We start from the raw sequence: 23,890 nt of genomic DNA on the forward strand, positions 1-23,890 counted from the left end.
TCGGTGGCACATGAGCAAACGAAAAATGCCTTGGGGAGGGCAACGTGCGAGTATATGGAGCAACGCTGGACGAGGAGACTCGTTGCGTTCACTTTTCCGGTGAACGCGACATAGTCGCCATCCTCGTTCCGTGCTGCTCTCGCTATTACCCGTGCTTCCGCTGCCATGATGAAGACGCCGATCACCGGCTCGAGCGTTGGCCGCGCTCGGCCTGGGGTGAACCGGCGATTCTGTGTGGGGCGTGCTCAGCCACGCTGACAATCGCGACCTACCTTGAGGTGAACCGCTGCCCCGACTGTGCGGCAGGGTTTAGCTCGGACCTCGCGGTGCACGCCCCACACTACTTCGACACTGTAAGCGCGAACCTGCGCGCGGCTGCCTAACGATGCACGCCGCGGTGTTCCGGGGCTATTTCGACACGGTAAGCGTCAGTATGCGCGCGGCTGCCTAACGATGCACGCCGCGGTGTTCCGGGGCTATTTCGACACGGTAAGCGTCAGTATGCGCGCGGCTGCCTAACGATGCACGTGTCGTCGCGGTGCTCGGGCCGCACGAAGGCGGAGACCGGAATTGCCGCGATCCCGATCCTTGAGGGAAGCTCGCGAGCCAGCTCGGTGGCGTCGGCGAACCCCAGCGGCGACGTATCGGCGACGATGAAGTATCCGGCGTCGGGCAGAGACACTCCGAAACCGGCCGCCGACAGTCCGGTGGCTAGGCGGTCCCGTTTTCCCTGGAGGGTTTTCGCCACCCCGGTGAAGTAGGCATCGGGCAGGCGCAGGCCCACCGCAATGGCCGGCTGGAACGGTGCTCCGTTCACGTAGGAGAGGAACTGCTTCACCGTGGTGACCCGGGTGATCAGATCTGCCGGGCCACTGATCCAGCCGATCTTCCATCCGGTGGTCGCAAACGTCTTTCCACCCGACGAGATCGTCAGCGTGCGCTCGGCGGCTCCGGGACGCGTGACCACGGGCACGTGGGTGTGCTCAAAGGTGAGGTGTTCATAAACCTCATCGGTCACGATGATCGCATCGTGGCGGTGGGCGAGCTCCACCAGCAGATCCAGGATCTCGGTGGACAGCATCACGCCGGTGGGGTTGTGCGGGGTGTTCACGATGATCAGTCGGGTGCGGTCGGTGATAACTCGGCGCAGCTCGTCGGGATCGGGGGTGAATGTGGGGGCGTGGAGGGTCGCGGTGACGTGGGTGGCTCCGGCCAGCGCGATCAGGCCGCCATAGGCGTCATAGAAGGGCTCGAAGGTCACGACCTCGTCGCCGGGTTCGGTCAGGCCCAGGATCGTCGCGGCGAGGGCCTCGGTGGCCCCGGCGGTGACCAGGATCTCGGTTTCGGGATCGGGGCTGTCGCCCCAGAACCGGTTTCGGTGCTCGGCGATGGCCAGGCGCAGGTCCGCGGTACCTCGTCCGGGCGGGTACTGGTTGACCCCGGACGCAATCGCCTCCCGGGCGGCCTCCAGGACCTCGATCGGGCCATCCTCGTCGGGAAAGCCCTGCCCCAGGTTAATCGCCCCGGTGGCACCAGCCAGGGCGCTCATCTCCGAGAAGATCGAGGCGGCCGGGGCGCCGCCGGGGGAGAGTAGCCCCGCACCCCGTGCGGCTCGAGACCAACCAGCGAGAGCGTTCATGCCCAGTCCTTTTGCTAAAGAATGTGTAACGGTCGGCGTCATTTCCGGCCCGCTCCAGCCTAGTGGCGGCTACGATGAAGAAGTCGTATCGTTACGGAACCCCGGAAATCCGGGGCAAAACGGGGCGCTGGATACTCCACAGCTGGCGCTTAAGAAACGTTCAGGTTCGCACGACAAGCTGGCTGTGCTTGGAAGGAGCAATCATGACTCACAACCCTCACGAGGTCGATCCGACTACCGGGGCCGACGGCACCGGCGAGACGTCCGCCAATTCTCACGACACCGCCAACACCCAGGAGTCCACCGACACCCAGGCCGAGACCCGGGTACTGCCCGAGGTATCGGCAGACCAGACCGAGACCGCGGTGCAGCCGTCGGTTCCTGCCGCACCGGTCACCCCGGCCGCCCACCAGGCCACCGAGCCGCGTCCGGCACCGCCGCTGCCCACCCACGGTGGATACACCGCGGCCGGTCCGGCCCCGACCGCCCCGCAGTCCGCCACCCCCGGCTACCCGTCGGCACAGCAGCCGACCAACGCCTACAGCGCGGCTCAGCAGACGGGTCAGCAGCCCACCGCGCCGTCCCACGCCGCGCAGCCGGCCGCTCCGGCGCAGCCCGCCGGTCAGGCCCAGCACACGGCACCGACTCAGCCCGTGCAGCCCACCCACTCGGCTCAGGCCCCGGCCACCGCCCCGACTCAGCCCGCGTACTCTGCTCAGGCTCCGTCCGCGCACTCGGCCCCGTCCTCGTCCGCGCACTCGGCTCAGGCAACCGCGGCCACCACCCCGATCGCTCCGGCCGGCCACGCTGCCGCCCAGACCGCGGCCACGACCCCGATTGCTCCGGCCGCCCAGGCCTCCGCTCCGGGTTCCTATGGCGCGTACCCCGGGTCCGCCCCGGCCTACCCCGGTTCGGACGCCCAGCATCCCGGTGCGCACGCCGCCGGTGGTTCCGGATTTGGGGGCACACCCCCGAACTCGGGGAACGCCTTCGCCGCCCCCGGCCCCAGGAAGCGTCGCGCCCCCGTTTTGGTGGTGGCGGGCTTCGCCGTCGGAGCGCTGCTGGGCGGAGGAATCGGCGCGGCGACCTATGCGCTGATCTCCCCGAACCAGTCCCACATCTCCTCGACCGGAAACGTCGGGGCGGGCACCGTGTCCGTCAACGATGAGACCAAGGTGGACCAGATTGCCGCCGCCGCCCATCGCGCACTCGCCAGCACCTTCACCATCTCGGTGCAGTCGCAGGGTGGCAGCGCGACCGGTTCCGGTGCCGCGCTCACCAAGGACGGGTACATCGTCACCAACAACCACGTGGTCACCCTGGACGGTGCCACCACCGACGTGGCGATCAAGGTGCAGGACAGCAACGGTCGTCGCTATGACGCCAAGGTGGTGGGAAGCGACCCGCTGAACGACCTCGCCGTGATCAAGGTGGATGGTGTGAACGACTTCACCCCGATCAACTTCGCCGACTCCGACAAGCTCAATGTCGGCCAGGCAGCGATCGCCGTGGGTGCCCCGCTGGATCTGCCCAACTCGGTGACCAACGGTATCGTCAGCGCGCTCAACCGCTCGCTGAGCCTGCCGTCCACCGCGGTGCCGAAGAACGATTCAAGCGCCGGTGGAAACGACCAGAACGGCGACTCGGGTAACTCCGATGGCCACAACTGGGGCTTCGACCTGCGCGGCCAGAACCAGCAGGGTCAGCAGCCGAGCCAGCAGAAGGCTCAGGTGCCGATCGGCGTGATCCAGACCGACGCCCCGATCAACCCGGGTAACTCCGGTGGACCGCTGGTGGATTCCAGTGGCTCGCTGATCGGAATCAACGTGGCCATCGTCGACCCGGGTAAGAGCGACAACAGCACCCAGGGTGCCAGCGCCGGCCTGGGCTTCGCGATCCCCTCGAACACCGTCAAGCGGATCACCGACGAGATCATCAAGACCGGAACCGCAACCCACGGCCTGCTGGGTGCCTCCGTTCAGGATGCCTCGACCGTGGCCGACGCCACCACCGCCGGCGCACTGATCAAGGAGGTCACCGCGGGTGGACCCGCCGAGGCCGGCGGACTGCGTGCCGGTGACATCGTGACCGCGGTGAATGGTAAGCCCGTCTCCAGCGCCAACGATCTGACCGCCCAGGTTCGCTCCTACGCTCCGGACACCAAGGTGGAGATCACCTACGTGCGGGGCACCAACCAGGGCACCGCCAACGTGACCCTGGCCACCCTCTCGGTGAAGTAGGCCCGATTCACCGGCTTCCTTCCAGAGCCACCGCGCGCCCGTCGTGTTGAACAACACGGCGGGCGCCGCCGTATATCCGGGACTCGAACGCCAGCCTGCGGCGTTCCCGCAGCATGATTCCGAAAGAGACTGATACGCTCTAGTTCGGACAATACCGCGAGCGGAGACCATGTCGGAGCATTCTTCTGCCCCTTCCCAGACCACGTTACCCGGCGTCTCATACGTTATGCCGGTGCTCAACGATGTCACCCACGTACGTGCGGCCGTTGACTCACTGCTGGCCCAGGACTACACCGGCCCCTTTGAAGTGGCGATCGCCGTGGGGCCCAGTATCGATGGCACCAATGAACTCGTGGCCGAGCTCTCGGCCGAGGATCCCCGGATTCGGGTGATCGACAACCCGGTGGGCTCGACCCCGGCCGGACTCAACATCGCCATTCGCGCTACCACCCTGCCCATCGTGGTGCGGGTGGACGCCCACTCGGTGTTGCCTCCCAACTACACCTCTGTCGCGGTTGAGACGATCCTGCGCACCGGCGCCGCCAACGTGGGCGGCATCATGGACGCCCGGGGCACCACCCCGTTCGAGCAGGCGGTGGCCCGCGCCTATGGCAGCCGGGTGGGGCTCGGCGGCAGCCCCCACCACGTGGGTGGCACCCAGGGGCCGGCCGAAACCGTGTACCTCGGCGTGTTCCGCCGGGATGCGCTGGAGGCCGCGGGCCTGTTTGATGAGCGCATCAAGCGTGGCCAGGACTGGGAGCTCAACCACCGCCTGGCCAAGGGTGGGGAAACCGTCTGGTTCACCCCCGAAATGCGCGTGGTGTACCGGCCGAGGCCGAGCCTGAACCGCCTGATTCGCCAGTTCTTCTCCACCGGCCTGTGGCGCGGGGAGCTCAGCCGTACCTTCCCCAGCCGGGGGATCATCCGCTACTTTGCGCCGCCGCTGATGGTTCTGGCCGTCACCGTGGGTATTATTCTGGGCGTCATCGGGACCGTGGAGTCCGCGCTGGGTACCCCGAACCCGCTGGTGTGGGGCTGGATCATCCCGGCCGGCTACGTGCTGCTGGTCCTACTGGCCACCCTCACCGTCGGGTCGAAGGATTCCCCGCGGGCGATGGCCTGGTTCCTGATCGTCATCCCGTGTATTCACTTCTGCTGGGGCATCGGGTTTATCCTGGGATATCTCTCCCTTGCCGGGTCCACCTCGGCGCTGAAAAACGAAGGTAAGAACCGCCGATGACCGACTCCCAGCCTCGCTATACCCGACCCGGCTCGCTGGCCGAGCTGCGCGCCGTGGCCCAGCCGCCGGAGGTTCGATCCCGCCGCAACGCCGAGCACTGGGTGGCCTCGCTGTACCTGCGTGATCTGTCCCCGTACCTGACCATGGCGCTGCTGCGCACCCGGATCAGCGCCAACGGCGTGACCGGCATCATGATCCTCACCGGATGGTGTGTGGCCGGGGTCCTGCTGATCCCCGGGATCTGGGGCGCGGTTCTCGGTCTGATCTTTGGTCAGCTGCAGATGCTTGTGGACTGCTCGGATGGTGAGGTGGCGCGCTGGCGCAAGACCTCGTCCCCGGCGGGCACGTTCCTCGACTCGGTGGGGCACTACTCGACCGAGACGCTGATCCCCATCGCGCTGGCCATTCGCGCCGCCGGCTACCCGTTTGAGGCACCCGAGGACTACCTCTGGACGACCCTGGGTATGGGCCTGGCGATCGTGATCATCCTGAACAAGGCCCTCAACGATATGGTGCGCAACGCCCGTGCCGCCTATGGTGCCCCCAAGCTCACCTATAGCGTGAGCGAGTCGGCACCGCAGCCGGGTCTGCTGCAGGCGGCCCGTCGGATCGCCCGCTTCCTGCCCTTCCACCGCCTGTTCCACTCGGTGGAACTCACCATGGTGATCTTTGTGGGCGCCGTGGTCGGACTGTTTATCGGTGGCGAGCTGGCGATGCGTGGCACCCTGGTGTTCCTGCTGGTCTTTGGCATCATCACCCTGTTTGGGCACTTTGTGGCCATCATGACCTCGAAGCGGCTGCGTGCCTAGCGCCGCAGCGCCCGGCGCGGGCCTGCCGAGCGTGGGCGTCGCGATCCTCACCCAGGGGCGTCGACCCGAGGAGCTGCGCCGCGCGATCGACAGCGTGCTCGCCCAGACCGGCGTTCGCCTCGACATGGTGGTGGTGGGTAACGGCTACCAGCCGGTGGGCCTCCCCGCGGGCGTTCGCGCCCACGCCCTGGCCACCAACGAGGGCATTCCCGCCGGGCGCAACCGCGGGGCCGCACAGGTGGCGGGGGAGTATATCTACTTCCTCGATGACGATGCCTGGCTGCCCGATACCGATTATCTGGCCCGAGCGATCGGGCTGATCCGGGCCGACCCCAGCATCGGTCTGGTGCAGCCGCGGATGATGGATCCCGAGTCCGGGGAAACCCTGCGCCACTGGATCCCCCGCGCCGGTAGCCCCGACCCGAGCGAATCCGGCCCCGCGTTTTCCTGCATGGAGGCCTCGATCCTGATGCCCCGTGCGGTGTTTGATCGCACCGGGGGCTGGGCGGAACCCTTCTTCTATGCGCATGAGGGGATCGAGCTGGCCTGGCGGGTCTGGGACCAGGACCTGCGGGCCTGGTACGACGGAGACCTGCGGGCATTCCACCCCGTCGTGCAGCAGACCCGGCACAGCCAGTATTATCGATTGACGGCGCGAAACCGCGTCTGGATCGCCCGGCGTAACCTGCCCTTCCCGCTGGGGATCGCCTACGTGGGGGTCTGGACCCTCGCGACGATCGCCCGCTGGTGGCGCAAGCCCGAGGCCCTCAAACCCTGGTTTGGTGGCTGGCGCGAGGGCATCCGCACCGCACCGGGTGGACGCACGCGTCTGCGCTGGCGCACCATCTGGCGGATGAACCGGGCCGGGCGTCCACCGATCTACTAATCTGCAACGAACACAACGTAAACGACTGGATACGAAACGTACATGGGTGTCATCTCCGACGGCCGTAAGGCTCTCACTCTCCTCGGCGAGGCGATTGCGAATCGCCGCGCGCGGACCGATCTTGCCCATCGGCTGGCGGCCCTGACACCGTTGACCCCCGGTCACTTCAAAATCGCCGTGTACTTTGCCGATGGCAAGGTCAACATGTACCAGATGCGCCAGTGGTATCAGCCGCTCGCGGGCCTGGCCGAAAAATGGCCCGTGGTGGTGCTGACCCGTACCGCGACCGCGGCCGCGCAGCTGCTGGAGGAATCCCCGCTGGACGTGGCCTATGTGCGCACCGTTCGCGAACTTGAGGACACCCTCGAGGAGCAGGACATCCGCATCGTGTTCTACGTGAATCAGAACGCCAAGAACTTCCAGATGTTCCGTTACGGACGTCGCTGGCACGTGTTTATCAATCACGGTGAGAGCGACAAGATGTATATGACCACCAACCAGTTCAAGGCCTACGATTACGCCTTCATCGCCGGGGAGGCCGCCCGCGAGCGGCTCACCCAGGCGCTCTGGGACTACGATCTGGATCGACGCACGTTCGCGATCGGTCGTCCCCAGGCCGATCACTTCGCCGGCAGGCTGCCCTTCGTCCCCGACGAGCGCACCGTGGTGCTCTACGCCCCAACCTGGGAGGGGGACCGGGCCTCGGCGGCCTATGGATCCATCGCCACCCACGGCGTGACCCTGGTCAAGAGTCTCCTGGCCTCGGGTCAGCACCGGGTGATCTACCGTCCGCATCCGCGCTCGGGTGTGAGCGATCACGGCTATGCGCAGGCCAATCGCGAGATCATCTCGATGATTCAGCACGCCAACCACGCCGATCCGCGGGTTCAGCACGTCTATGACCAGGGCATCGAGCTTGGCTGGCAGCTTGCGGCCTCGGATGTGGCCATCGTTGATATCTCGGCGATGATCTATGACCGTCTGGCCGTGGGGAAGCCCGTGCTGGTGACCCGGCCGGTCAATCCCGCCGCCGAAATCGACGCCGGAGGCTACCTGCAGGAGTGCGAGTGGCTGACCGCCGAGGGCGCCGCCCACATCGTCACCGAGGTTGAGCGCGTGCGGGATGATGCCGAGGCCACCGCGCGCCTGCGACGCTGGTCCCGCCACTACTTCGGCGACACCACCCCGGGGGAGGCTACCGCACGCTTCCACGCGGCCGTGGACACCCTGATGGAGCGGTGGGAAGATTTCGCCGCGCAGGAGGGCAGGAACGCCTAGGCGCGCCTCCACGCGGCGGTGGGATGAATACGCCGCCGGGGAGAATGCCTAGGCGAGATTCTGGGGATCCTCGGGACGCGGTGTGCGGTTCTTCCCCGGTGCCTCGGGCGTTCCGGGGCGACGGCGTCCGGGAAGTGCCCGCGGAATCTTTTCCCCGAGGCCACGAATGCCCGAACGGACCCGTCCCACCAGCGGCTCGGCGCGTTCCAGCGGTTCAAGTTCGAGCGGAAGACGCACCGGGGCCGGCCCGAAGGCCGTGCGCGCGCTGGTGACCACCCCGCGGCCGGCCACGTGGTTTCCCACCCCGCCGATGGCCGCGCCGATGCCGAAGGGGACGGCCTTGCCCACCAGGGTGGTGCCCTGGGTCGCCACAAAGTGCTTCATAAAGCGAGACTTCACCTGGTCGGCAAAGGGGCCCATGACCATCTGCGGCATCGAGGACGCGATCGTGCGACCCCAGTGTGCGCGGCGGCTGTTGCCCTGGCCGAGCACGTCGCCGGTGAAGTTTTTTACCAGGTCGCTGCCGGCGTTGCCCAGCATCAGGGTCATCACCAGGGCGCGGGCACGCAGCGGATCGTTCACGGCGATCCCGTGAACCTCGGCCACCGACTGGGCAAACAGGGCGGTAGCCTCCAGGAACCCGGCGGTTTCCACGCCGGAGAGGGCGATGGTGATGCCCGTGCCGATCGCCGGAACCATCGCGGTGGCCCCGACCGCGGCACCGCCGGAGGTCACGGCGGTCAGATAGCGGCGTTCGAGAATGCGCACCATCTGGTCGCCCGTGGCATGCGGATGGCGGCGGCGAATCGAGCGAATATGCGCGAGGACCAGCGGCCGCTGAACCGAGAGCAGACGGTCGATCCCGCGGACCCAGGCCGGATCGGTGGCCGAGCCGACGGGGCCTGCCTTGGCCGGCCGAGGCGAACCGCCCTGGGCCGCCGACGTGGTGGTGCCGGGGAGCAGGATCGCGTCGATGCTGGCGGGATCGGCGGGGGAGCGTTCGGGCTCGGGAACCCCCGTTACCACGTACACCGGTGGTTTCTTAGCCATGCGTGCCCCTTCCCCCTGTTCGAACGGGTCCGCCCGGATTAGGACGTGGGATTATTATAATCCTCGTTATAGCGATCAAGAACCTCGCCAATGGGCCCATCCAGGACCAGTTTTCCCTTGTCAAGGTACAGGCCGCGGCTGCAAAAACGCCGAAGGTCACGCTCGTTATGCGAGACAAAGAACAGCGTTCTCCCGGCCGAAAGAAGCTCGTCGATGCGGCGGTAGCACTTCTCGCGGAAGGACTTATCACCCACCGCCAGCACCTCATCCACCAGGATCACCGGCTCATCCAGCTGCGCGATCACCGAGAAAGCGATGCGCACCTTCATGCCGCTGGAGAGGTGCTTATACGGGGTGTCCACGAAGTCCTGGATCTCGGCAAAGTCGATGATCTCATCAAATCTTGCGGCCACCTCGGCCTTGGACATGCCGTGCAGACCGGCGGTCAGATATACGTTATCGCGCACCGACAGGTCGCTGACAAAGCCGCCGGTGATCTCGATCAGCGGTGCGACTCCGGCCCCGACCCGAACGCGTCCCTCATCGGGCAGGATGACCCCGGCCACCAGCTTCAGCAGCGTGGACTTGCCCTGGCCGTTGCGTCCCACCACGCCGATGGCCTCGCCCGGCGCCACGTCGAAGGTGAGGTTGCGAAACGCCCAGAACTGGTTCGGGCGGGCCCGGCGCTTGCGCCCGGCAAACAGGTCCTTGAAGCTGCGGCGACGAGCCTTATTGCGGCGGAACTGGATGCCCAGGTCGGTCACCGAGATGATCGGTTCGGTCATTAGATCTCCTTGAGAACCGCGCGCTCACAGCGGCGGAAGACGAGCAGGCCGATGCCCAGAACCACCACCGAGATGATGACGGACATGATCACCGGGAACGCGACCAGCTGCTCGGGGTACAGGCCCGAACGGTACAGCGAGAAGATGCCGCTGAGCGGGTTCAGCGCGGCCCAGGACTGGATGTCCTTGGGCATGTCCAGGGTCGAGTAGACGATCGGGGAGGCGTAGAACATGAAGCGCAGGATGAGCTTCACCGCGCGCTCCAGATCACGGAAGAACACAACCAGCGGGGCCACGATCAGGCCGATGCCCAGCACCAGGGTCGCCTGCAGGATGATCGCCAGCGGATACGTCCACACCAGCGACCAGTTGGCATGCGCCCCAAAAATCACCGCAAAGATGATGAGCACGGGGATCGAGGCCAGGAATTCCAGGCCCTTGGAGAGCACCAGACGAGCGACCCAGATGGTGCGCGGAATGGACGTGGAGCGCACCAGCTTGGCCTCCCGCAGGAACGCCCGGGTGCTGTCGGAGATGGTTCCGGTGAACCACATCCAGGGCAGCAGGCCGGCGATCAGGAAGACGATATAGGGGTCCTCACCGATGGTGCCGTCACGCTTAAACACCACCACAAAGACGAACCAGTAGATGCCGGCCATGACCAGCGGATCCAGAATCGACCAGAAATACCCCAGGGCGCTGGTGGAATAGCGCACCCGTAGGTCCCGTTTGGTGAGCAGCCAGAGCGCGCTGCGATAGCGCTCGGCGCGGGAACGGCGCGGCCGGGGTGGGGTGGTCGTACTCATCACAGCCTCAATCTACCGGCAAAAACACAACACCCCGTGACGCCGACCCGCAGGCGGGCCGAAGACACGGGGTGTTCAAAGCGTGGGAAGCCGGGGTGCGGCGGCCCGAAATCGATTTAGACGAAGAGGTTCGCGCGCTCGAGATCCTCGGCGAAGTCGACCTCTACCGCGTAGAAGTCGGAGATGTTCATCGGCTCAACCAGCATGCCGTCCTGCTCGATGGCGAGCTCGATGCCGCGCTCGAAGTAGTCCTGGTCGTCCACGCGGCCGAGCTGACGCAGCAGCGCCGCCTTATCGCTCGAGGAGACGTAGTTGATGCCCACGGCCTCGCCGAGACCGCCCTTGACGGTCTTGGAAAGTTCCTTGATGTAGCCCTCGGCACCCACCGTGTACTTGACCTCCTCATCGGAGACCTTGTCGGTGTTGACGGTGACAAAGGAGGAGTCGGTGGCGACAACCTTGGCCGCGCGAACCAGAACCTCGGGGTCAAAGACCACGTCACCGTTCATCCACAGCACGCCACCGTTGGAGGAGGCTGCCAGGGCGCGCATCAGCGACTTGGAGGTGTTGGTCTGGTCGTACTGCTCGTTGAATACGAAGTCGGCGTCCGGGAACGCCTCGATGATGTGCTCCAGCTTGTAGCCCACCACCACGGTGATCTTGACCTTCTTGCCGAAGGCGTGGTGGATGTTGTCGAACTGCTGCTGCATGATGGTGCGGCCGTCGTTCAGTTCGGTCAGCGATTTGGGGAGCGAGCGCCCGAGACGCGTGCCCATGCCCGCGGCGAGGATTACTACCTGTGTCGTCAATGTAACTCCCTATCAGAGCGGTGTTGCATCCGGAGTGGGCGGGTTTGCCAGTTGTTCACCGGACAGATGTTGTAAGCGCACTCCGTCATGCACCTGATCTACGTTAGCTGCCAATTGCCCAGTTCGGGGCACAGGGCGGAGGGTCGTTGTCGTTTCGTAACACGACGCTCGGAATTTTCTCAGGTTAGAGTTTTGCCACGCGGCCGGGCTTAACGAGGAACTCATATATCGGTTGGTAGTTTGGGAAAGCAGCAGAAAACCGCGCGAATCCGAGCTGCGGACGTGTCTCGGACACACTCCAAACTCCGAAAACGAAGACGTAAAAATGATGGGGGCATCAACTGTGGGAACCACAGAAGCAGGGTCACAGCCGGAGTCGAACTCCGCCCGAGACGCGGAGAGCTCGACCACACCGAGTGCGGGCGCGAGCGAATCGGTGACGCCCTCCGCCGGGCGCAGGCCTGCCGTTGACGCCGCGGCCTCTGGAACCGCTGACTCTGCGGCCTCTGGCAGCGCCGCTACCTCCGCTGGAACCTCCGCCTCGGGCACGCCCGTGGCGCCGAAAAAGGCACCGGCAAAGCCGCGAACGCCGCGTGCCTCCGCGGCGAAGAGCAGCGCGGCGAAGAGCCCCGCGTCGAAGTCGACCGCCGCTCAGAGCACTGCTGCCAAGACGACTTCTGCCAAGACGACCGCCGCCAAGACGAACGCTGCCAAGACAACTTCTACCAGTACTTCCGCAGGCAAGACTGTTGCCGCGAAGTCCACGGCCTCGAAGACTGCTGCGAGCAAGTCCACGGCTGCCAGGTCCACGGCCGCCAAGACCGCCGCCCCGAAGACGAGCGCGAATGGTGCTCCCGCCGCGACCTCCACGAGCAAGACCGCCGCGGCGAAAACCGCGGCCGCGCAGGCGGCTCCGGTGCGTCCACAACCCGTCAGCGAACCGGTCGATTCGGTCACCGCATCACCGGAACCGGATAGCGCCGCCTCCAAGACCTCGGCCGCGAAGAAGGCCCCCGCGACGAAGTCTCCGACATCCAAGAAGGCACCGACCAAGCGGGCACCGGCTCCGCGCACCCCCGCGAAGCCTGCCGCGGAACGCTCGGCGGCGCAAGTATCCGCCGCGGCGCAGCCCGTGGCCGAGACCGTAGTCGAGACGATTGATCATTCCGAGTCCAGCGACGTCGTCGAGGACGTCCTGGTGGTGCGCGGCCTGACCCGCCACTACGGGGGCACCCACGCGGTGGACAACCTGGACCTGCGCGTGCCCACCGGCACGTTCTCGGCTATCGTGGGGCCCAATGGCGCGGGTAAGACCACTGCCCTGTCGATGATCACCGGTCTGCTGCGTCCCGATGCCGGGGAAATCCTGGTGAACGGCGTCAACGTGTGGGAGGATCCCGACCGGGCCAAGCGCACCATCGGGGCCCTGCCCGACCGCATGCGCCTGTTCGAGCGTCTCACCGGTGCCCAGTTCCTGCACTACTCGGGTACCCTGCGTGGGCTGAACGCCGCCACCGTGCGCACGCGCATCGCCGATCTGGCCGCCGCGATCGGGCTCAGCGATGCGCTGGGCCGCCTGGTTTCGGACTACTCGGTCGGCATGCGGAAGAAGGTCGCCCTGGCCGCGGCGCTGATCCACTCGCCCCGTCTGCTGGTGCTGGATGAACCGTTTGAGTCGGTGGACCCGGTCTCGGTGGATCGCCTCCTCACCCTGCTGCGTAACTATGTGGACCACGGGGGCACCGTGGTGCTTTCGAGTCACGGCATGGAGCTGATCGAACGGGTGTGTGACCACGTGTCCATCATCGTCAGCGGCACCGTGCTTGCACAGGGCACCGTGGCCGAGGTTCGTGGCAACGGCACCCTGGCCGAACGCTTCGCCGAGCTGTCCCTGCCCGCCGATCCCGCGGAGGGCCTGGAATGGTTGCACAGCTTCTCCGACTAAGGATTCAGACCCTCCTCAACGCCTTTCGTGGCGAACCGCGGGCCGTGGCCGGCCGAGTTCTCCTCCTGATCCTGGCCGCAGCCGCCTGCTACCTGTTTGCCACGCTGTTCCAGGAACCCACCGAGGTGGATCCGGCACTGCTGCGTGCGCTGATCGGCGCGGGCGGCAGCGTGATCCTGCTGGGCTGCTTCCTGGTGCCCCTGGTATCTCGCGTGTCCAGCACGCTGGATCCGCGCGGATACGCGGGCTTCGGCATCGCCCCGCGCACCCTCGCCGGTGGGCTCATTCTTTCGGGCCTGCTGAGCCTGCCGACCCTCGTACTACTGCTACTCGGCGGTATCGCGGGATTCGGGTTAGCGTCCATGCAGACCGATGCGGTCGGTCCGGCGCTGGCGACCACCGTCCTGGTCCCGCTGACCGGGTCGCTCCTGATCCGATTAGGATCGGCCCTCGGCGGACAGCTGCGCGAGCCCGCCCGCCGCGGACTGCGGGGTCTGGTGAGCGTGGTGCTGGCCCTGCTCGCCATCGGCACCGGCGTCCTGGCGCTGGGGGATTCAGACCGGCTCGCGGCGGTGGCCGGGTTTGCCGGCTGGACGCCGCTTGGTGCCCCCTGGCTCCTGACCGAACCGGGCAGCGGTGGGGCGCTGGCCGGGCGACTGGCGATTGCCGTCCTCACGGTGATTGTGCTGTTTGCCGCCTGGGGTGTGCTGTGCACGTATCTGGTGCGTTCGGTGAGTCGGCCCGAGGTTCCCGCCGGCATTCACCTGGGCTGGTTTGCCCGGGTTCCCGCCGGGGCCACCGCGGCCGTGGCCGCACGCTCGCTGACCTACTGGCTGCGCGATCCGCGCTACATCACCTCGCTGCTGATCGTTCCGGTGGTTCCCATCGTGGCCGTGTTTGCGCTGAATATCGCCGGGGTGTCCTGGTCGGCTCTCAGCCTGCTGCCGCTGCCGATTATTTTGCTTTTTATCGCCTGGGCGCCGCATAACGACCTGGCCCTAGACTCCTCGGCACTCTGGCTGCACGTGACCTCCGGGGTTTCGGGCCGCGCGGACCGGATCGGTCGAATCCTGCCGGTCTTTCTCCTGGGTGTCCTGGTGATCGCGATCGGCGCCCCGATTTCGGTGGGCCTCGGTGGCGTCCCCGAGATGCTGCCGGTCCTGATCGGCGTGTGTGGGGGAATCCTGCTCACCGGTCTCGGGCTGGCCTCCTACTTCTCGGCACGGACCCCGTATCCGGCGGTTCAGCCCGGCGATAGCCCCTTCCAGCAGCCCCAGGCTGGCGGCGGATACTCGGCTCGGGTGCAGGCGCTGAGCCTGATCGGGACCGTGGTGCTGAGCCTCCCGGTGCTCTACCTGGCGACTCGGGCGTATGGCGGCGAGTCCTCGATGATCGGGCTTACCCTCGCGGTGGGTCTCGGGGTCGGGGTGCTGGTGCTGATCCTCGGGGTTGCGGCCGGGGCTCGCTATTACACCCGGCACACGGCGGAGCTGATGGAGTTTGCGACCTCGCACTAGGGGCGCGCATTATCCGGGCAAACGGCCTAAACTGAACCCATGAGCGACGTGAACCTGAGTATCTCCGACCCGAACGGTACGCCGGACGGCGGCGGCACCGCCCTGCTTGACCGCGAGCTGGAAAAGCTCCTCAACGAGGAGGCCATCGAGCCCGGCGATCACGAACGCTTCTCGCACTACGTGAAGAAGGAAAAGATCCTGGAGTCCGCGATGACCGGTAAGCCGGTGCGCGCGCTCTGTGGCAAGAAGTGGACCCCGGGTCGCGACCCGGAAAAGTTCCCGGTCTGCCCGGCCTGCAAGGAAGTGTACGCGCGTCTGCGCGATAGCTAAACCCACCCACTAACGCCCCGCTGCCCGGCGGATTCGCGCGGTTGTTGCCCCACCCCACACGGTGGGGGTCGCAACGGCCGCGCGGACCGGACCTCGCAGGCGGGGCGTTTTGTGTGTGCCCCGAGGGGGTAAGCCCGGGCGACGAGTGGGTGAACAGTGGGTGTTTTGCGGCCACGGGGCTTGTCAACCATCGCGGGTGCTGCTTACCGTAAGCAGGTGTTCTACCCGCGTAGATTTTGCGCAGACTCTACGCGGGTAGACCCTTCTCCCCACCCAGAGCCGCGGCATCAGACCGCGTGAAAGGAAACCCCCGTGGAACCCACCCAGTCCGCCCCCGTTCTCGTAACGGAAGATGCGCTTTCCACCCCCGAGGGAAAAAAGAGCTTTCGGACGGCAACGCTCTCCTCGTGGCTTGGCACCACGATGGAGTACGTCGACTTCGCGCTGTACGGCCTCGCCACCGCACTCGTGTTCAACACCCTGTTTTTCCCCGAGTCCTCGCCCACGATCGCGCTGCTGGCGAGCTTCTCCACCTACGCGGTCGGCTTCTTTGCCCGTCCGGTGGGTGCCTGGTTCTTCGGCCGGATCGGCGACCGGCACGGCCGCAAGACGGTCATGGTCATCACCATCGCGCTGATGGGAGGGGCCACCACCCTGATCGGACTGCTCCCGACCTATGACCAGGTGGGCGCGCTCGCCCCGATCCTGCTGCTGATCCTGCGAGTGTTGCAGGGCTTCGGGGCCGGCGCCGAGCTCTCCGGCGCCGCGATCGTGCTGACCGAGTTTGCCCCGGTCAAGCGCCGCGGCCTGGTGGCCTCGATCGTCGCCCTGGGTTCGAACAGCGGGACGCTGCTCGCCTCGACCGCCTGGCTGCTGGTGGTTCAGCTGCCCAAGGAGGATCTGACCAGCTGGGGGTGGCGGATCCCGTTCCTGGCCAGCATCCTGATCGCCGGCTTCGCCCTGGTCCTGCGTCGCACCATGAAGGAGACCCCGGTCTTCGCCAAGCAGCGTGAGCAGATCGCCGCCCGCACCGAGGCCATTCGCGCGGTGGACACCCGCTCGTTCTGGCGTCGCAACCGCGCGTTCTTTGTGATGCTGGGACTGCGCATCGGCGAGAACGGTCCCTCCTATATGGCCCAGGGGTTCCTGATCGGCTACGTGGCCACCGTGCTGATGGTGGATAAGTCGGTGCCCACCGCCGCGGTGCTGATCGCCTCGCTGATCGGCTTTGCGGTGATCCCATTTGCCGGCTGGCTCTCCGACCGCTTCGGACGTCGGATCACCTACCGGTGGTTCTGTATCCTGCTGGTGGCCTACGCGTTCCCGGCGTTTGCGCTGATCCAGTCCCGTGACACCGCCGTGGTGATGGCGATCATTATCGTGGGGATGAGCATCGCCTCGCTGGGGATCTTCGGCGTGCAGGCCGCCTACGGCGTGGAGCTGTTTGGTGCCCGCAACCGCTTCACCAAGATGGCGCTGGCCAAGGAGATCGGATCGATCCTCTCCGGCGGCACCGCACCCGCCGTGGCGGCCGGCTTACTGGCCGCGTTTGGGGCCTGGTGGCCGCTAGCATTGTACTGGGTGGTCATGGCGGCGATCGGGCTGTTCACCACCTTCAAGGCCCCGGAAACCCGCGGCCGCGACCTCAACCTGATTCACGATGCCACCGATGATGCCGAGGCTCGGATGGGAACCGTGTGAGTAGGGAAAAAGTAACCCGCACCGACGTGGCTCGGGTGGCCGGAACCTCGGTCGCCGTGGTCAGCTACGTGGTCAATAATGGTCCGCGCCCGGTCGCCGAGGCGACCCGGGCGCGGGTCCTGGCGGCGATCGAATCCACCGGGTATCGGCCCGACGGGATCGCCCGGGCCCTGGCTTCGGGATCCACCCGCACCTTCGGGCTGATCGTGCCCAACATTGCCAACCCGTTTGTGGCCGCCCTCGCGCATGCGATCGAGGGGGCCGCCTACCGGCGCGGCTTCACCCTGCTGCTCGGCGACTCCGCGGATGATCCGGCCCGCGAGGCCGATCTGGTGGGCACATTCCTCCAGCACCGCATCGACGGACTGCTGTTTTACGGGGTGGACCGGGACCATCCCTGGCTCGACCAGGCCGTGGGCAAGGTCCCGGTTGTGGTGCTGGACGAGCCGCCCGCGGGTCCCGGGATCATCGGCGTGCGGGTGGATGAGCGGGCGGCCTCGGCCTCGGCCACCCGGCACCTGATCGAGCACGGTCGGGACGCGGTGGCGATCATCACCGGGCCGCTGGCGCAGCAAAATGCCCGCGACCGACGCGACGGATGGCGGGACGCCCTCGGCGACGCGGCGCGCGCCGATCTTCAGATCGAGGGCACCTACACCCGCGGCGGCGGATACCTCGCCGGGCGGGCGCTGCTGGAGCGCGACACCCGTCCCGATGCGGTGTTCGCCTCCAACGAGCAGCAGGCCCTGGGCGTGCTAGCGGCGGCGGCGGAGCTTGAGGTGCGGGTCCCCGAGGACCTGGCGGTGATCTGTTTCAACGGCACCACCAACGCCGAGTATTCGATTCCGGCCTTGTCCACCATCGAGCAGCCGATCGAGGAAATCGCGGCCCTGGCCATCGACCTGTTGACCCGGAGCGACCGGGCCGAGTATCCGGTGACCGTCTGCGATGTCGAGCTGGTGCGCCGACGCTCCTGCGGGTGCGAGTATCGGCGCACCCCGTCGGCCCGGGCGCTGCTCGGGGCGGCGGGCTCGGCAGGCTCGGCGGGGGAGCATGGGGCAGCGGAGCAACCGGTGGTGGCACAACCAGCGGCGGCACAACCGGCGGCGGAACGGCCGACAACGGAGCAAGCGACGGCGGGAAAAACCGCGGCCGAACGGCCCCGGTCCCGGACGGGGACCTCCGCGTGAGGATCGTGATCGACTGCGATCCCGGCAACGGGGTGCCCGGGGCCAACGTGGATGACGGGCTGGCCCTGGCGCTCGCCGTGGCCGCCCATCCCGAACTGACCCTCGAGGCGATCACCACGGTCTCCGGCAACACCCCGAGCGCGCTGGGTTTTGCCTCGGCGCAAACCCTGATCGAGAACCTCGGGGCCGAGGTGCCGATCTATCTGGGGGCCGAACGCGCGCTGGTGGAACCGCCCGAGCGCTGGCGCACCCACCTGGATCGGGAGGACGCCGACGCGACGGTGGCGGGAACCTGGGGATCCACCCCGCGTCCCCGCGCCGCCCACGACGTGCCGAGGACGCCCGCGGCCCAGGTGCTCGGCGAGCTGGTCCGGGCCCATCCCGGAGCCATCACGATTGTGGCGATCGGTCCCCTCACCAACCTGGCGCTGGCCACGCGACTCTTCCCCGACTTCGCCCGGAACGTGGCGCGCATCATCATCATGGGTGGCGTGTTCGAGGTGGACGGCTATCCGGTGGATACCAACTTCGGGGTGGACCCGGATGCGGCGGCGATTGTGCTCTCCAGCGGTGCCCAAATCACCCTGGTCCCGATGGACGCCACCACCACGACGCTGATGACCCACGCGGACCTGGACCGGATCGAGCAGCTGGATACTCGGCTGACCCGCGCGCTGGTCCCCACCCTGCGCCCCTGGATCACCTATTCGGCCCGGACCCGGGGCATCGGGGGCATGTGGATTCACGACGTGGTCACCGTGGCGCTGCTGCTGGATCCGGGCATCGTGGAAACCCGAAACCTGGCGATCAGCGTGGACCTGCTGCCGGGACCGACCCGCGGTCGCACGGTGCGCTGGGCCCCGGATGCGCTGCCCGCGCTGGGGGCCGCGCCCGCGCCGATCGAGGTGGTAACGAGCATCGATAATGCGCGCCTGCTCGACCTGCTGACCGACACCCTCGACGCCCACGGATAACGGGAGAGAGGGGCCCGCCGGACGGCGGACCCCTCTCCTCTTATTCGCGGCTAGTGGCCGATGAAAACCGTGGGGATCGCCGCGTCGCCGCGTCCCAGGCGGAAGGCTCCGGCCGGCAGCTCGCTCACCGCGGTGGCGCGGTGCTCGCGGGCCAGCGCGGTTCCGGCGGCGCCGAGGTAGCGCTCCTCGATCACACCGTCCACGATCAGCGGCACGTTCAGTGCGCGCTCGGCGGCGTCCGCCTCGGGGGCGGTGTCACCGATGTAGATGCGCTCCTGGTTGGCGCGGCCCGAGGCCGAGAGGCGACGCATCGGGGTCTTCTTACCACCGATCGAGGCCTTACCTTCGGAGTTCTTGGCCAGCGGAATCCAGGATCCATCCTCGCCGCGACGGGCCACCAGCTTATAAACCATGCTCGCGGCGGGGGAGCCCGACCCGGTGACCACCGAGGTGCCCACGCCGTAGGAGTCCACGGGGGAGGCGGCGAGGGTCGCGATCGCGTGTTCGTCCAGGTCGTTGGTCACGGTGATCTTGGTGCCGGTGGCACCCAGGGAGTCGAGCTGGGCCCGTACCTCGGTGACCAGGGTGGGCAGATCGCCCGAGTCCAGACGGATCGCGCCGAGCTCGGGTCCGGCCACCCGAATGGCCGTTTCCACACCCTGGTGCACATCGTAGGTGTCCACCAGCAGCGTGGTCTTGGTCCCGAGCTTGTCGATCTGCGCCCGGAAGGCCTCCTCCTCGCTTGCGTGCAGCAGGGTGAAGGCGTGGGCGGCGGTGCCCATCGTGGGGATCCCCCAGCGGCGTCCGGCCTCGAGGTTGCTGGTCGCGCCGAAGCCGGCGATATAGGCGGCGCGGGCGGCGGCCACGGCGGCCTCCTCGTTGGCCCGGCGCGAGCCCATCTCCGAGAGCGGGCGGCCGATCGCCGCGGTGACCATGCGGGTGGCGGCGTTGGCCACCGCGCTGTCATAGTTCAGGACGCTGAGCGCCAGGGTCTCCAGGATGACACCCTCGGCGAAGCTGGCCTCGACGGTCAGGATGGGGGAGTTGGGGAAGTAGACCTCACCCTCCTGATAGCCCCAGATGTTGCCGCGGAAGCGGTAGTTGGCGAGCCAATCGAGGGTCTCGGTGCCGACCACGTTGTTGTCGCTGAGCCACTGCAGCTCGGACTCCCCGAAGCGGAAGTCGCGGATCAGTTCGAGCAGGCGGCCGGTGCCGGCCACGACGCCGTAGCGCCGCGCGCCGGGGAGGCGGCGGGCGAAAACCTCGAAGAGACAGTGCTCGGTGGCGGTACCGCGGGCGAACGCGGCATCGATCATCGTGAGCTCGTAGCGGTCGGTGTGAAGTGCGGTTGAAGTGTTCACAACATCAGCCTAGCCAGTTCGTGAACCTTTCCGCATCCGAGGTGCACGAATACGCGCCCGGGTCCGAGCCGAAACCCCGAATCGATGCAGCGGATTGAACAAATCCGCACCATCCGACAGGTGCCCCATACTGGGGGCGTCATCACCGAAACGGAATGGCTAACACACGGTTAGCATGCAATTACTCGCACCGTGAGCATCGCAGTTCCCGGGCAAGTTCCGGGGGCGATTGTTGGTCGAAAGACCACGTCGGGATCGCGTCATAAACGCGATCTCCCAACTACAAGGAGCAGTTATGTCCGAAACCACAGCACCCGTCACCCTGAGCATCACCCCCGGCAAGGCCCTCGCGCTGCGCTGGGCGGGGTTCATCGCCCTGCTGGCCGCCGCCATCATGATCATCGCCGGAGGAACCGTCTGGGGCGTGGTGACCAGCCAGCTGCGTGCCGAGAAGATCACCGTGAGCGAGGATGCGGCATTCCTCGGCGGCGCCGACGTGGCCGGCCCCTTCTCCGCGTTTGCTCAGGCCGACATCATCAGCACCCACGCCAAGAACATGACCGACGGTAAGACCTACGCCGAGCTGGACAAGGACGACCCGCTGCGTGCCACCGTCATGAACGCCTCGTTCCTGCGCACCTCGCTGTTCACCTCGGTGGTGTCCTACGGGGTCTCGGCATTTGTGATCGGGGTCGGCATTCTCTTTGGCATCATCGGCTGGGTCATCCTGACCATCGCACCGCGCCGTCGCGCGGCGGTGGCCACGGTGCCCGTCACCCCCGCGGAGTAGTTCCCGGCAGTTACCGCACCCCGGCTCACGAGGCCGCCGGGTGTTGGTTCGGGGTGTCCCGATGACGTCCCCGTCTCCCGCGCACCAGCCCGGGAGACGGGGACGTTTCTGCGTGCTCTGACACCCCGGCCCCGTGTTTTTTGGTCCGACAACCGGCACCGGAACGGGGGCGTTTCTGCTCCCCGCGCCGACCCGGTGCACGAGGGTGACGGGGGCTCGGTAGTAGGGTTGGGGGTGTGAATGATGCACCAATTGGGATCTTTGACTCCGGCGTTGGGGGACTCACCGTCGCCCGCGCTATTCAGGATCAGCTGCCGCGGGAACAGATCCTCTACGTCGGGGATACCGCCCACTCTCCCTACGGCCCCAAGTCCATCGCGGATGTGCGTCGCTATTCACTTGAGGTGATGGACGACCTGGTGGCCAAGGGCGTCAAGATGCTGGTGATCGCCTGCAACACCGCCTCCTCGGCGGTCCTGCGGGATGCGCGCGAGCGCTACTCGGTCCCGGTCATCGAGGTCATCCAACCCGCCGTGCGCAGCGCCGTGCGGGTCACCCGCACCAACCGCGTGGGCGTGATCGGCACCGCCGGGACCATCCGCTCCCGCGCCTATCAGGACGCGTTTGCTGCGGCCCCCGAGCTGGAGCTGTTCACCCAGGCGTGCCCGAAGTTTGTGGAGTTTGTCGAAAACGGCATCACCACCGGACCCGAGGTGCTGGCCGTCGCCGAGGAGTATCTGGGACCGCTGCGTGAGGCGGGCGTGGACACCCTGGTGCTCGGCTGCACCCACTACCCCTTCCTCAAGGGCGCGATCAGCTACGTGATGGGTCCGGATGTGACCCTGGTCTCCAGCGACTCGGAAACCGCCAACGACGTCTACCGCCAGCTGGTGTCGATGGGTCAGGAGCGCACCGCGGTCACCCCGCCCCAGCACCACTACGAGGCCACCGGCCAGAGCGAGAGCGAGTTCCTGGAGCTCGCCACCCGCCTGGTGGGTCGCGAGATCTCACACGTGGACCTCGTGCAGACCGGGGTCATCGACCTCGGCGATCTGCGCACCCTGCAGCGCGAAACCACCATTCAGAACCCCGCCGCGAGCTAGGCTCGCCCCAACCCGAAGGAGCTCCGCGTGAGCAACACGACCCGTGCCGATGGCCGGACCCCCGATCAGCTGCGTACCATCACCATCGAGCCCGGCTGGAGCGCCCAGGCCGAGGGGTCGGCGCTGATCAGCTACGGCAACACCAAGGTGCTGTGCACCGCCTCCTTCACCCCGGGTGTGCCGCGCTGGCTCACCGGGAAGGGCAAGGGCTGGGTCACCGCCGAGTACGCGATGCTGCCCCGGGCCACCAACTCCCGCAACGACCGCGAGGCCGTCAAGGGCAAGATTGGTGGACGCACCCACGAGATTTCCCGTCTGATCGGTCGCAGCCTGCGCGCGGTGATCAACACCAAGGCGCTGGGCGAGAACACCATCGTGATCGACTGTGACGTGCTCCAGGCCGACGGTGGAACCCGCACCGCCGCGATCACCGGCGCCTACGTGGCACTGGCCCAGGCGATCGAGTGGGCGCGCGAGCGTAAGCACATCGGTCCCAAGGCTCAGCCGCTCACCGACTCGGTGGCCGCGGTCTCGGTGGGCATCATCGACGGCGTGCCGATGCTGGATCTGGCCTACGTTGAGGACGTCCGCGCCGAGACCGACATGAACGTGGTTCTCACCGGCGACGGCCGCTTCGTCGAGGTGCAGGGCACCGCCGAGGGCGCACCGTTTGACCGCGACGAGCTGAACAAGCTGCTGGATCTGGCCGTGGCCTCCTCCGCCGAGCTCAAGGAGCTGCAGTTCGCCGCCCTCGAGGGTGGCGCGCGATGAGCATCGAGGTGGTCCTGGCGACCCATAACCAGCACAAGGTGGAGGAGTTCCAGAAGATCCTCGGCGGCGCGCTGCCGGGACTGAACATCGTCGCCTATGACGGACCCGACCCGGTGGAGGACGGCACCAGCTTCGCCGAGAACGCGCTGATCAAGGCCCGCGTGGCCGCCGCACACACCGGCAAGATCGCGCTCGCCGATGACAGCGGCATCGCCGTGGACCTGCTGGGTGGTGCCCCCGGCATCTTCTCGGCACGCTGGGCGGGTCCGGGCAAGAACGATCGGGCGAACCTCGAACTGCTGCTCGCACAGCTCTCCGATATCGCCCCCGAGCACCGCGGCGCACAGTTTGTCTGCAACATCGCGATCGTGAACCCCGGCGTGGACGGCTCGGAGCCCAGCGAGGACGTGGTGGTGGGCATCTGGACCGGTGCCCTCGCCCGCGAGCCTCAGGGCGAAAACGGCTTCGGCTATGACCCCGTGTTCCTGCCCGCCGAGTTTGAGGTCTCGGCCGCCGAGCTGACCCCCGAGCAGAAGAACCAGGCGAGCCATCGGGCCCGCGCGTTTGAGCGCGCGATTCCGGTGCTGAACGGTCTGATCGGGGCCTAGAAAACCCCGGTCAGCCGGATATTGATAACTGCTATCATTCCTATCTACGGTGTCGGCC

Annotated in this window: 22 protein-coding genes; 16 read left to right on the top strand and 6 right to left on the bottom strand. The window is 67.0% G+C overall.

The genetic code is table 11. From position 1 onward, the window contains the following. Nucleotides 1-44 precede the first annotated feature (44 nt). Nucleotides 45-383 carry a CHY zinc finger protein gene (locus tag IE92_RS17860; protein WP_081869605.1) on the top strand — a complete coding sequence of 113 codons (339 nt, stop codon included), beginning with the start codon at nt 45-47 and terminating at the stop codon, nt 381-383. 113 nt (nt 384-496) lie between these two features. Here the strand turns inward: IE92_RS17860 and IE92_RS0111030 are convergent, their stop codons facing one another. Beyond that, a complete protein-coding gene (locus IE92_RS0111030) occupies nt 497-1,639 on the bottom strand; it encodes an aminotransferase class I/II-fold pyridoxal phosphate-dependent enzyme (RefSeq protein ID WP_030148553.1) in 1,143 nt (380 codons plus the stop codon). A 203-nt stretch (nt 1,640-1,842) separates the two neighbouring features. Here IE92_RS0111030 and IE92_RS0111035 point away from each other — a divergent pair, with 203 nt between their 5' ends. The 5 genes from IE92_RS0111035 to IE92_RS0111055 all read left to right on the top strand — a co-directional run bounded on the left by IE92_RS0111035 (nt 1,843) and on the right by IE92_RS0111055 (nt 8,092). Further along, nucleotides 1,843-3,879, top strand: coding sequence for a trypsin-like peptidase domain-containing protein (locus tag IE92_RS0111035; RefSeq protein WP_051701586.1), 2,037 nt, complete (start codon nt 1,843-1,845; stop codon nt 3,877-3,879). Between the two features lie 169 nt (nt 3,880-4,048). After that, a complete protein-coding gene (locus IE92_RS0111040) occupies nt 4,049-5,119 on the top strand; it encodes a glycosyltransferase family 2 protein (protein ID WP_030148555.1) in 1,071 nt (356 codons plus the stop codon). After that, nucleotides 5,116-5,928 carry a CDP-alcohol phosphatidyltransferase family protein gene (locus tag IE92_RS0111045; RefSeq protein ID WP_030148556.1) on the top strand — a complete coding sequence of 271 codons (813 nt, stop codon included), beginning with the start codon at nt 5,116-5,118 and terminating at the stop codon, nt 5,926-5,928. The genes IE92_RS0111040 and IE92_RS0111045 overlap by 4 nt, the downstream gene beginning before the upstream one ends. Further along, the gene (locus tag IE92_RS0111050; RefSeq protein WP_030148557.1) at nt 5,921-6,814 is read left to right on the top strand and encodes a glycosyltransferase family 2 protein; all 894 of its coding nucleotides are present in this window, start codon (nt 5,921-5,923) and stop codon (nt 6,812-6,814) included. The genes IE92_RS0111045 and IE92_RS0111050 overlap by 8 nt, the downstream gene beginning before the upstream one ends. Before the next feature lie 42 nt (nt 6,815-6,856). After that, complete coding sequence (locus IE92_RS0111055; RefSeq protein ID WP_043321536.1) at nt 6,857-8,092, top strand: CDP-glycerol glycerophosphotransferase family protein; 1,236 nt, start codon at nt 6,857-6,859, stop codon at nt 8,090-8,092. A 48-nt stretch (nt 8,093-8,140) separates the two neighbouring features. Here the strand turns inward: IE92_RS0111055 and IE92_RS16735 are convergent, their stop codons facing one another. From IE92_RS16735 to IE92_RS0111075, 4 genes are all read right to left on the bottom strand, one after another. Then, complete coding sequence (locus IE92_RS16735; protein WP_211250780.1) at nt 8,141-9,142, bottom strand: hypothetical protein; 1,002 nt, start codon at nt 9,140-9,142, stop codon at nt 8,141-8,143. Between the two features lie 38 nt (nt 9,143-9,180). Then, entirely contained in the window at nt 9,181-9,927 is a 747-nt protein-coding gene (locus IE92_RS0111065; RefSeq protein WP_030148560.1) for an ABC transporter ATP-binding protein, read from the bottom strand. Next, nucleotides 9,927-10,733 carry an ABC transporter permease gene (locus IE92_RS0111070; RefSeq protein ID WP_030148561.1) on the bottom strand — a complete coding sequence of 269 codons (807 nt, stop codon included), beginning with the start codon at nt 10,731-10,733 and terminating at the stop codon, nt 9,927-9,929. Before IE92_RS0111070 ends, IE92_RS0111065 begins: the two co-directional genes overlap by 1 nt. A gap of 116 nt (nt 10,734-10,849) precedes the next feature. Beyond that, on the bottom strand, nt 10,850-11,542 hold the full coding sequence (locus tag IE92_RS0111075; protein ID WP_030148562.1) for a phosphocholine cytidylyltransferase family protein: 693 nt from the start codon (nt 11,540-11,542) through the stop codon (nt 10,850-10,852). A 553-nt stretch (nt 11,543-12,095) separates the two neighbouring features. Between IE92_RS0111075 and IE92_RS18770 the strand changes: the two genes are divergently transcribed. From IE92_RS18770 to IE92_RS0111110, 6 genes are all read left to right on the top strand, one after another. Next, entirely contained in the window at nt 12,096-13,487 is a 1,392-nt protein-coding gene (locus IE92_RS18770; protein ID WP_245601262.1) for an ATP-binding cassette domain-containing protein, read from the top strand. Beyond that, entirely contained in the window at nt 13,463-15,004 is a 1,542-nt protein-coding gene (locus tag IE92_RS0111090; RefSeq protein WP_030148565.1) for a hypothetical protein, read from the top strand. The genes IE92_RS18770 and IE92_RS0111090 overlap by 25 nt, the downstream gene beginning before the upstream one ends. A gap of 39 nt (nt 15,005-15,043) precedes the next feature. After that, entirely contained in the window at nt 15,044-15,334 is a 291-nt protein-coding gene (locus IE92_RS0111095; RefSeq protein WP_043321534.1) for a DUF3039 domain-containing protein, read from the top strand. Nucleotides 15,335-15,646: 312 nt separating this feature from the next. Further along, nucleotides 15,647-17,035, top strand: a complete 1,389-nt coding sequence (locus tag IE92_RS0111100; protein ID WP_051701585.1) for an MFS transporter — start codon at nt 15,647-15,649, stop codon at nt 17,033-17,035. Next, nucleotides 17,032-18,225, top strand: a complete 1,194-nt coding sequence (locus IE92_RS0111105) for a LacI family DNA-binding transcriptional regulator (protein WP_081863882.1) — start codon at nt 17,032-17,034, stop codon at nt 18,223-18,225. The genes IE92_RS0111100 and IE92_RS0111105 overlap by 4 nt, the downstream gene beginning before the upstream one ends. Continuing rightward, the gene (locus IE92_RS0111110) at nt 18,222-19,199 is read left to right on the top strand and encodes a nucleoside hydrolase (protein WP_030148569.1); all 978 of its coding nucleotides are present in this window, start codon (nt 18,222-18,224) and stop codon (nt 19,197-19,199) included. The genes IE92_RS0111105 and IE92_RS0111110 overlap by 4 nt, the downstream gene beginning before the upstream one ends. Before the next feature lie 50 nt (nt 19,200-19,249). Here the strand turns inward: IE92_RS0111110 and IE92_RS0111115 are convergent, their stop codons facing one another. Then, nucleotides 19,250-20,560, bottom strand: coding sequence for a nicotinate phosphoribosyltransferase (locus IE92_RS0111115; RefSeq protein ID WP_030148570.1), 1,311 nt, complete (start codon nt 20,558-20,560; stop codon nt 19,250-19,252). Nucleotides 20,561-20,855: 295 nt separating this feature from the next. Between IE92_RS0111115 and IE92_RS0111120 the strand changes: the two genes are divergently transcribed. From IE92_RS0111120 to rdgB, 4 genes are all read left to right on the top strand, one after another. Beyond that, nucleotides 20,856-21,350: a hypothetical protein gene (locus tag IE92_RS0111120; protein WP_030148571.1), complete on the top strand. Its 495-nt coding sequence runs from the start codon at nt 20,856-20,858 to the stop codon at nt 21,348-21,350. A 236-nt stretch (nt 21,351-21,586) separates the two neighbouring features. Continuing rightward, nucleotides 21,587-22,453 (top strand): glutamate racemase, encoded by an 867-nt coding sequence (gene murI / locus IE92_RS0111125; RefSeq protein ID WP_051701584.1) that lies wholly within the window; start codon nt 21,587-21,589, stop codon nt 22,451-22,453. Nucleotides 22,454-22,480: 27 nt separating this feature from the next. Continuing rightward, nucleotides 22,481-23,224 (top strand): ribonuclease PH, encoded by a 744-nt coding sequence (gene rph, locus IE92_RS0111130; protein ID WP_030148573.1) that lies wholly within the window; start codon nt 22,481-22,483, stop codon nt 23,222-23,224. Beyond that, nucleotides 23,221-23,832 carry an RdgB/HAM1 family non-canonical purine NTP pyrophosphatase gene (rdgB, locus tag IE92_RS0111135; protein ID WP_030148574.1) on the top strand — a complete coding sequence of 204 codons (612 nt, stop codon included), beginning with the start codon at nt 23,221-23,223 and terminating at the stop codon, nt 23,830-23,832. The genes rph and rdgB overlap by 4 nt, the downstream gene beginning before the upstream one ends. Nucleotides 23,833-23,890: the final 58 nt, after the last annotated feature.

It is taken from the genome of Mycetocola saprophilus (assembly GCF_000718085.1).
In the GTDB taxonomy this organism is placed as follows: domain Bacteria; phylum Actinomycetota; class Actinomycetes; order Actinomycetales; family Microbacteriaceae; genus Mycetocola; species Mycetocola saprophilus.

Coding starts and splice junctions, on each gene's coding strand:
- IE92_RS0111030 (WP_030148553.1), bottom strand. CDS start 1,639: ATGAACGCTCTCGCTGGTTGGTCTCGAGCCGCACGGGGTGCGGGGCTA.
- IE92_RS0111035 (WP_051701586.1), top strand. CDS start 1,843: ATGACTCACAACCCTCACGAGGTCGATCCGACTACCGGGGCCGACGGC.
- IE92_RS0111040 (WP_030148555.1), top strand. CDS start 4,049: ATGTCGGAGCATTCTTCTGCCCCTTCCCAGACCACGTTACCCGGCGTC.
- IE92_RS0111045 (WP_030148556.1), top strand. CDS start 5,116: ATGACCGACTCCCAGCCTCGCTATACCCGACCCGGCTCGCTGGCCGAG.
- IE92_RS0111055 (WP_043321536.1), top strand. CDS start 6,857: ATGGGTGTCATCTCCGACGGCCGTAAGGCTCTCACTCTCCTCGGCGAG.
- IE92_RS16735 (WP_211250780.1), bottom strand. CDS start 9,142: ATGGCTAAGAAACCACCGGTGTACGTGGTAACGGGGGTTCCCGAGCCC.
- IE92_RS0111065 (WP_030148560.1), bottom strand. CDS start 9,927: ATGACCGAACCGATCATCTCGGTGACCGACCTGGGCATCCAGTTCCGC.
- IE92_RS0111070 (WP_030148561.1), bottom strand. CDS start 10,733: ATGAGTACGACCACCCCACCCCGGCCGCGCCGTTCCCGCGCCGAGCGC.
- IE92_RS0111090 (WP_030148565.1), top strand. CDS start 13,463: ATGGTTGCACAGCTTCTCCGACTAAGGATTCAGACCCTCCTCAACGCC.
- IE92_RS0111095 (WP_043321534.1), top strand. CDS start 15,044: ATGAGCGACGTGAACCTGAGTATCTCCGACCCGAACGGTACGCCGGAC.
- IE92_RS0111120 (WP_030148571.1), top strand. CDS start 20,856: ATGTCCGAAACCACAGCACCCGTCACCCTGAGCATCACCCCCGGCAAG.
- rdgB (WP_030148574.1), top strand. CDS start 23,221: ATGAGCATCGAGGTGGTCCTGGCGACCCATAACCAGCACAAGGTGGAG.